At 68.1% G+C, this 8,347-nt stretch carries 9 protein-coding genes; all 9 read left to right on the top strand.

Annotation, left to right across the window (positions count from 1 at the left end):
• A partial coding sequence (locus AC1DS3_RS31325) for an aldehyde dehydrogenase family protein (RefSeq protein WP_477128660.1) occupies positions 1 to 880 on the top strand: 880 nt, incomplete at its 5' end.
• 3 nt (positions 881 to 883) lie between these two features.
• Positions 884 to 1,717 (top strand): 2-keto-4-pentenoate hydratase, encoded by an 834-nt coding sequence (locus AC1DS3_RS31320; RefSeq protein ID WP_441639540.1) that lies wholly within the window; start codon positions 884 to 886, stop codon positions 1,715 to 1,717.
• 8 nt (positions 1,718 to 1,725) lie between these two features.
• Positions 1,726 to 2,697, top strand: coding sequence for an acetaldehyde dehydrogenase (acetylating) (locus AC1DS3_RS31315; protein WP_441639541.1), 972 nt, complete (start codon positions 1,726 to 1,728; stop codon positions 2,695 to 2,697).
• Positions 2,694 to 3,800, top strand: a complete 1,107-nt coding sequence (gene dmpG, locus AC1DS3_RS31310) for a 4-hydroxy-2-oxovalerate aldolase (RefSeq protein ID WP_441639542.1) — start codon at positions 2,694 to 2,696, stop codon at positions 3,798 to 3,800. Before AC1DS3_RS31315 ends, dmpG begins: the two co-directional genes overlap by 4 nt.
• Positions 3,797 to 4,567, top strand: coding sequence for a 2-keto-4-pentenoate hydratase (locus AC1DS3_RS31305; RefSeq protein ID WP_441639543.1), 771 nt, complete (start codon positions 3,797 to 3,799; stop codon positions 4,565 to 4,567). The genes dmpG and AC1DS3_RS31305 overlap by 4 nt, the downstream gene beginning before the upstream one ends.
• 16 nt (positions 4,568 to 4,583) lie before the next feature.
• On the top strand, positions 4,584 to 5,006 hold the full coding sequence (locus AC1DS3_RS31300; protein WP_441639544.1) for a RidA family protein: 423 nt from the start codon (positions 4,584 to 4,586) through the stop codon (positions 5,004 to 5,006).
• Positions 5,007 to 5,079: 73 nt separating this feature from the next.
• Positions 5,080 to 5,628, top strand: a complete 549-nt coding sequence (locus AC1DS3_RS31295; RefSeq protein WP_477128659.1) for a 3-hydroxyanthranilate 3,4-dioxygenase — start codon at positions 5,080 to 5,082, stop codon at positions 5,626 to 5,628.
• Positions 5,625 to 6,647: an amidohydrolase family protein gene (locus tag AC1DS3_RS31290; protein WP_477128658.1), complete on the top strand. Its 1,023-nt coding sequence runs from the start codon at positions 5,625 to 5,627 to the stop codon at positions 6,645 to 6,647. The genes AC1DS3_RS31295 and AC1DS3_RS31290 overlap by 4 nt, the downstream gene beginning before the upstream one ends.
• 159 nt (positions 6,648 to 6,806) lie before the next feature.
• A complete protein-coding gene (locus AC1DS3_RS31285) occupies positions 6,807 to 8,255 on the top strand; it encodes an amino acid permease (RefSeq protein WP_477128657.1) in 1,449 nt (482 codons plus the stop codon).
• The last annotated feature ends 92 nt before the right edge of the window (positions 8,256 to 8,347 follow it).

Genomic DNA, 8,347 nt, shown 5'->3' with positions numbered 1-8,347 from the left:
CCACCAGGCCGGCGTGCCGCACGGCGTGTTCAACCTGCTGCACGGCTTCGGCGGCGGCTCCACCGGCGAATTCCTCACCCGCCACGAGGGCATCGACGCCATCACGTTCACCGGCGAGTCCAGGACCGGCAGCACCATCATGCGTGCGGTAGCCGATGGCGTGAAGGAAATCTCCTTCGAGCTCGGCGGCAAGAACGCCGCGGTTGTGTTCGCCGACGCCGATTTCGACGCCGCGGTGGCGGGCGTGCTGCGCTCGTCCTTTACCAACGCTGGCCAGGTTTGCCTGTGCTCCGAGCGCGTGTTTGTCGAGCGGCCGATCTTCGACGCCTTCGTGGCAGCGCTCAAGACACGCACGCAAGCGCTCAAGCTCGGCTACCCCGGCGACGATGGCGTGGACATGGGTCCGCTGATCTCGCGCGGCCACCGCGACAAGGTGGCGTCGTATTTCCGCCTCGCGGTGGAAGAAGGCGCCACCGTGGTCTGCGGCGGCAGCGTGCCGCTGTTCGGCGATGCGCGCGACGAAGGCGCGTACGTGATGCCCACCATCTGGACCGGCCTGCCCGACAGCGCGCGCTGCGTCACCGAGGAAATCTTCGGCCCGGTCTGCCATATCGCCCCGTTCGACAGCGAAGAGGAAGTCGTCGCGCGCGTCAACGACAGCGCCTATGGCCTGGCCTGCGCGCTGTGGACCACCAACCTGACACGCGCCCACCGCGTGGCACGCCAGGTGCGCGTGGGCCTGACCTGGGTCAACACCTGGTACCTGCGCGACCTGCGCACGCCCTTCGGCGGCGTCGGCCTCTCGGGCCTGGGCCGTGAAGGCGGYCGCCACTCGCTCGACTTCTACTCGGAAGTGGCGAACATCTGCATCAAGCTCTGAGCCATGACCAACGAGACCAAACAACCATCCAACGCCGGCGCCGCCATCCGCGCCGCCGCCGACCTGTTGTGGCAGGCGCATGCCGGGCATGCGCCGTGCGCACCGGTGCGCACGCTGATCGGCGAGACCGATCCGCAGGCGGCCTATCAGGTGCAGGAGATCAACACGCTGCGCTGGCTCGCCGAAGGCCGCCGCCTGGTGGGCCGCAAGATCGGCCTGACCTCGCGCGCCGTGCAGCAGCAGCTGGGCGTGGGCGAGCCGGATTTCGGCATGCTGTTCGCCGACATGGCCGTGGCCGAGGGCGAGGAGATCGACCTGCGCCGCGTGCTGCAGCCCAAGATCGAAGCCGAGATCGCGCTGGTGCTGGCGCATCCGCTCGCGCATGAGCGCCACACCATCGCCGACCTGATCCGCGCCACCGCCTACGCCCTGCCCGCTGCCGAGATCGTCGGCAGCCGCGTGGCCAGCTGGGATATCCGCCTGGCCGACACGATTGCCGACAACGCATCCAGCGGCCTGTTCGCGCTCGGCTCGCGCCCCGTCAAGCTGGCGGACCTGGACCTCATCGGCTGCGGCATGGTGATGGAGCGCCGCGGCCAACAGGTTTCGCTCGGCACCGGCGCCGCCTGCCTCGGCAACCCGCTCAACGCGGCGCTGTGGCTGGCCGACACCATGGTGCGCGTGGGCCGTCCGCTGCAAGCCGGCGACATCGTCATGACCGGCGCGCTGGGCCCGATGGTGCCGGTTGCCGCCGGCGACGTCTTCGACCTGGAGATCGAAGGGCTGGGACGCCTGTCCACGCGCTTCGCCCCAGCCAACAAGGAGCCCTCCGCATGAGCACGAGCATGAGCATAAGCAAGCCATCCCGGACGCGCCTGCGCGCAGCCATCATCGGCTCCGGCAATATCGGCACCGACCTGATGATCAAGATCCTGCGCCACGGCCGGCACCTGGAAGTCGGCGCCATGGTCGGCATCGACGCCGCCTCCGACGGCCTCGCCCGCGCGCAGCGCCTCGGCGTGCCCACCACGCATGAAGGCATCGAAGGCCTGCTTGGCATGCCCGGCTTCGCGGACATCCGCGTAGCCTTCGATGCCACCTCGGCCGGCGCCCATATGCATCACAACGCCGTGCTGCAAAAGCACGGCATCCAGGTGATCGACCTCACACCGGCGGCAATCGGCCCGTATGTGGTGCCGGTGGTCAACCTGGACGGCCACCTCAACGCGCCCAACATCAATATGGTCACCTGCGGCGGGCAGGCCACGATTCCMATCGTGCGTGCCGTGTCGCAAGTCGCGCCGGTGAGCTACGCCGAAATCGTCGCGTCCATCGCCAGCCGCTCGGCCGGCCCGGGGACGCGCGCCAATATCGACGAGTTCACGGAGACCACCGCCAACGCGATCATGGAAGTGGGCGGCGCCGCGCGCGGCAAGGCCATCATCGTGCTGAACCCGGCGGAGCCGCCGCTGCTGATGCGCGACACGGTGTTCTGCCTGACCGCGGCCGATGCCGACCAGGACGCCATCCGCGCTTCGGTCGAACGCATGGTGGCGCAGGTGGCCGCCTATGTGCCCGGCTACCGGCTCAAGCAGCAGGTGCAGTTCGAGCGCATCGACCCGGCCCGCCCGCTCACGCTGCCGGGCATCGGCCGCCTGGCCGGCCTCAAGGTCTCGGTGTTCCTGGAGGTGGAAGGCGCCGCGCACTACCTGCCGGCCTACGCCGGCAATCTCGACATCATGACGTCCGCCGCGCTGGCCGCCGCCGAGCGCGTGGCCGAGCATAAGCTGGCGCGTGCGCAAGGAGCAACGCAATGACCGCAGCACAACATCCCGCAGGCAAGGCCATGAAGAAAGTCTACGTGTCGGACGTGACGCTGCGCGACGGCATGCACGCCATCCGCCATCAATACAGCCTGCCGCAAGCCGTGGCCATAGCCCGCGCGCTGGACGCGGCACGCGTGGACAGCATCGAGGTGGCCCACGGCGACGGCCTCAACGGCTCGAGCTTCAATTACGGCTTTGGCGCGCACACCGATCTCGAATGGATCGCCGCGGTGGCGGCGGAGCTCAAGCACGCACGCGTGGCCACGCTGCTGCTGCCCGGCATCGGCACCATCCACGACCTGCGCGCGGCCTACGATGCCGGTGCGCGTACCGTGCGCGTTGCCACCCACTGCACCGAGGCCGACATCTCGCGCCAGCATATCGAGTACGCGCGCAAGCTCGGCATGGATACCGTGGGCTTCCTGATGATGTCGCACATGACCACGCCGGCGGCGCTGGCGCAGCAAGCCAGGCTGATGGAGTCCTACGGCGCGCAATGCGTGTACGTGGTGGACTCCGGCGGCGCGCTGTCGATGCGCGACGTGGCCGAGCGCTTCGATGCGTTCAAGCAAGTGCTCGATCCCGCCACCGAGACCGGCATGCACGCCCACCACAACCTGTCGCTCGGCGTGGCCAATTCCATGGTGGCGCTGGAGCACGGCTGCGACCGCGTGGACGCCTCGCTCGCCGGCATGGGCGCGGGTGCGGGCAACGCACCGCTGGAAGTCTTTATCGCGGCGATCGACCGCGCGGGGTATCCGCACGGCACCGACCTCTACGCACTGATGGACGCCGCGGACGACCTGGTTCGCCCGCTGCAGGACCGCCCCGTGCGCGTCGACCGCGAAACGCTGGCGCTTGGCTATGCCGGCGTGTACTCCAGCTTCCTGCGCCACGCCGAGGCTGCCTCGGCGCGCTACGGCATTGCCACCGTCGACATCCTGGTCGAGCTCGGACGCCGCCGCATGGTCGGCGGACAGGAAGACATGATCGTGGACGTGGCGCTGGACCTGTTGCGCCAGCGCGATCCCGCCAATCCCGGCGCCCATCCCACCGCCACCACCACCAACACCCCGATCGCGAGTGCCGCATGATTGCCGATCAGATTACCCAGTACGCCACCCGCCTCGACGACGCCGCGCGCCAGCGTGAAGCCATCGACCCGCCAGGCGGAGCCACGCCCTATTCCATCGCAGACGCCTACGCCATCCAGGCCGGCGCCGTCGCGCTGCGCCACGCGCGCGGCGAGCAACCGATCGGCATCAAGCTCGGCTTCACCAGCCGCGCCAAGATGGTCCAGATGGGCGTGGACAGCCTGATCTGGGGCCAGCTCACCGATGCCATGCTGTGCGAGGAAGGCGCCGTGCTCGCGCTCGATGCCTTTATCCATCCGCGCATCGAGCCCGAGGTGTGCTTCCTGACATCGCGCGATATCGCCGGTCCGCTCACCTTGCTCGATGCCGGCGGCCACATCGAGGCGGTGGCCCCGGCCATGGAGATCATCGACTCGCGCTATCGCGACTTCAAGTTCTCGCTGGCCGACGTGGTCGCCGACAACTGCTCGTCCGCCGCGCTGGTGGTGGGGCCGTGGTCGCGCCGGGACTGCGCGCTAGCCAACCGCGGCGTGCAGCTCGAGATCGACGGCCGCGCGGCGCAGCTCGGCACCACCGCGGCCATCCTCGGCAACCCGCTGCGCGCGCTGGTGCAGGCCTCGCAACTGCTGGCGCGGGCCGGCATGGTGCTGCCGGCCGGCTCGCTGATCATGGCCGGCGCGGCCACCGCTGCCGAGCCGCTGCGTCCCGGCTGCCACGTGCGCACCCGCGTGAGCGGGATGGGGCAAGTCGAACTGAGCACACGCTGACCACCGGAGACCACGCATGACCACGCTTTCCAAAGTCCTGACCGGCAAGGCCACCCCGCGCGGCCGCTTCCCGCACGTGAAGCGGGCCGGCGACTTCCTGTTTGTCTCAGGCACCAGCTCGCGCCGTGCGGACAACAGCTTCGCCGGCGCCAGCGCCGACGCCATGGGCGTGACCGCGCTCGATATCCGCGAGCAGACCCGCGCCGTGATCCTCAATATCCGCGAGATCCTGCAAAGCGTCGGCTGCGATCTGTCCGACCTGGTGGAGATCACCACCTTTCTCGTCAACATGAACGATTTCGGCGGCTACAACGAGGTCTACGGCGACTACTTCGACTACGACGGCCCGACCCGCACCACCGTGGCCGTGCACCAGTTGCCGCACCCGCATCTGCTCATCGAGATCAAGGCCGTGGCCTACCAGCCGCTGCCGCGCTGACGCACTGATGTACTGATGCACTGACAAGCCCGGCATCGCAACCGCAACCTCACACGCACAAGAGACTCGCGCCATGTTCACCTACGGCATGCCCCTCAACTTCCCGCGCTGGCTGGACGAGCACGCGCACCTGCTCAAGCCGCCCGTGGGCAACCAGCAGGTCTGGCAGGACGCCGACACCATCGTCACGGTGGTGGGCGGCCCCAACCAGCGCACGGATTTCCATGACGATCCGCTCGAAGAGTTTTTCTACCAGTTCAAGGGCAATGCCTGGCTGGATATCATGGACCGCGGCAAGCGCGAGCGCGTCGACCTCAAGGAGGGCGACATCTTCCTGCTGCCCGCGCACGTGCGGCATTCCCCGCAACGCCCCGAKGCCGACAGCCGCTGCCTGGTCATCGAGCGCCAGCGCCCCGAAGGCGTGGTGGACGGCTTCGAGTGGTACTGCCCCGCGTGCAGCGCGCTGGTGCACYGCGTGGAGGTGCAGCTCAAGAGCATCGTCACCGACCTGCCTCCGCTGTTTGCCGGCTTTTACGACAACGCAGCGCTGCGCCGCTGCGGGCAATGCGGCACGGTGCATCCTGGCCGGGCCTCGGCACAGGCCAGCAAGGACCCTAAATGAGCACCAACAGCGTGGTGGATATCCACAGCCATTTCTTCCCGCCCATCRCCCGCCAGGAGGCCGCGGCGCTTGACTCCGTCGCCGCGCCCTGGCTGCAGACCAATGGCACTGACACTGCCATGATCATGACCGGCGACCAGCCGTTCCGCCCGGTCTACTCCGCGCTGTGGGACCCCGCGCGCCGCATCGAGGAAATGGACCGCTGCGGTGTCGACATCCAGTTGATGTGCGCCACGCCCGTGATGTTCGGCTACCGCTATCCGGCGGACGTCGCGGTGCCCTGGTCGCAGCGCATGAACGACTACGCGCTGGCACTCTGCGCGCACCGTCCCGCGCGGCTCAAGGCGCTGGCCCAGGTGCCACTGCAGGATATCGACGCCGCCTGCCGCGAAGCCTCGCGCGCCAAGGCCGGTGGCCATGTCGGCGTGCAGATCGGCAACCACCTCGGCGACCGCGATCTCGACGACGAAGGCCTGATCACCTTCCTCATCCACTGCGCCAACGAAGGCATTCCCGTACTCGTGCACCCGTGGGACATGATGGGCGCCCCGCGCATGAAAAAGTGGATGCTGCCGTGGCTGGTGTCCATGCCGGCGGAAACGCAGCTCGGCATCCTGTCGCTGATCCTGTCCGGCGCGTTCGAGCGCATCCCGGCCTCGCTCAAGCTGTGCTTCGCGCATGGCGGCGGCAGCTTTGCCTTCCTGCTCGGCCGCGTCGACAACGCCTGGCGCCATCGCGACATCGTGCGCGAAGACTGCCCGCACCCGCCCTCGTCGTATGTCAACCGCTTCTTCGTGGACTCCGCCGTGTTCGACCCGCGCGCGCTCAAGCTGCTGGTCGACGTGATGGGCGAGGACCGGGTGATGCTGGGTTCTGACTACCCCTATCCGCTCGGCGAGCAACAGGTCGGCGCGCTGATCCGCGAGAGCGATCTTGCCGAGGCCGCCCGCCGGCGCCTGCTCGGCGGCAATGCCGCAAGCTTCTTCGGGCTCGGCGGTGACCTCGCCGCGCACGGCTGAAGGCAAGAATTGCGAAATTTCCGCACCGTTGGCGCGACGCTTCCCTGCGTAGTGCGGTCCCGCGGGGCTTAGACTGCGGATACAGCAACCCCGAACGAGCGAAATGTCGCCAACACTGCCAGGCAACACGGCCGCGGCGTAAAAAACCAAGGAGGAGACATGAACCAGATCCACGGACGCGGGAGCGCGGAAAGCAGCTTCCAGCAAATCGTCCAACGCGAGAAAGGCCTGCACCGCACCCTGAAGCCCGGCCAGCTGGCGATGATCGCCATTGGCGGCGCCATCGGCACGGGCCTGTTCATGGGCAGCGGCTTTGCCATCGGCTTCGCCGGCCCCGGCGTGCTGCTCAGCTATGCCATCGGCGCGCTGGTCACGCTGCTGCTGATGGGCTGCCTGGCCGAGATGACGGTAGCCCACCCCACCTCCGGCTCCTTMGGCGCGTATGCCGAGCACTATGTCAGCCCGCTCGCGGGCTTCCTGGTGCGCTACGCCTACTGGGCCTCCATCGTGCTAGCGGTCGGCACCGAAGTCACCGCGGTGGCGCTCTACATGGGCTACTGGTTCCCGCAGGTGCCCGCGTGGTTCTGGATCGTCTCGTTCTCCGCCGCGCTGATCCTGATCAACCTGGTCGGCGTCGGCATCTTCGGCGCCGTCGAATACCTGTTCTCGATGGTCAAGATCATCGCCATCGTCGCCTTTATCCTGGTGGCCGCCTACATCGTCTTCGGCGCGCCCGGCAGCACCGGCAGCGGCGCGGCCGGCGCGGGCTTTCACCACTACACGGCGCACGGCGGCTTCCTGCCAAACGGCCTGTGGGGCATGTGGGTCGCGGTGATCGTCTCGATCTTCAGCTACCTCAGCATCGAGATGATCGCGGTCGCCGCCGGCGAAGCCCAGGACCCCGAGCGCGCCGTGCTGCAAGCCTTCCGCTCCACCATGATCCGGCTCGGCCTGTTCTATCTGCTCACGCTCGCACTGATGCTCGCCATCGTCCCCTGGAACCAGGCCGGCGCGCAAAAGAGCCCCTTCGTCCAGGTGATGGAAGCCATCCACGTGCCGGGCGCCGCCGCCATCATCAACTTCGTCGTGCTGATCGCCGCGCTGTCCGCCATGAACAGCCAGCTCTACATCACCACCCGCACCATGTTCAGCCTGGCCCGCGCAGGACAAGCGCCGCGCAGCTTCGGCGAAGTCAGCAAGCGCGGCATCCCCGTGCGCGCGCTGCTGCTCTCCAGCATCGGCATCGCACTGGCCACCGGGCTCAACGTGTTCTACCCCGGCGACGCCTTCCTGCTGATGATGGCCATCTCCATGTTCGGCGCCCTCTTCACCTGGTTCATGATCTTCGTCACCCACTACCGCTTCCGCCGCCAATGGACTGCCGCCGGCAACCGCCCCCTGGCCTTCCGCATGCGCGGCTTCCCCGTGCTCACGCTGCTAGGCGCAGGCATGCTGCTGGCCATCATGCTGACCACCCTGTTCACCGAAGCCTTCCGCATGACGCTGCTCACTGGCATCCCCTTCCTGGCGGTGCTCAGCGTGGCCTACCTGCTCCGGTTCCGCCATCGCACCGAGCCCGCGCCACTGCCCGCCAACGACGCCGCCTAAATGACCGCGCCGCCACCCGGCGGCGCGCCCGCGGGGATTCCCGGCAAAAATTCTGCGCCGGGGCTTCCCAGCAAAAAAAAACGCTGCTATGA

The organism is Cupriavidus sp. 01L46 (assembly GCF_056399905.1).
This window is presented reverse-complemented; position numbering and strand designations above follow the sequence as displayed.

Excerpts from the sequence above, each read along its gene's own strand:
- AC1DS3_RS31320 (WP_441639540.1), top strand. The coding sequence starts at position 884 with ATGACCAACGAGACCAAACAACCATCCAACGCCGGCGCCGCCATCCGC.
- dmpG (WP_441639542.1), top strand. The coding sequence starts at position 2,694 with ATGACCGCAGCACAACATCCCGCAGGCAAGGCCATGAAGAAAGTCTAC.
- AC1DS3_RS31305 (WP_441639543.1), top strand. The coding sequence starts at position 3,797 with ATGATTGCCGATCAGATTACCCAGTACGCCACCCGCCTCGACGACGCC.
- AC1DS3_RS31300 (WP_441639544.1), top strand. The coding sequence starts at position 4,584 with ATGACCACGCTTTCCAAAGTCCTGACCGGCAAGGCCACCCCGCGCGGC.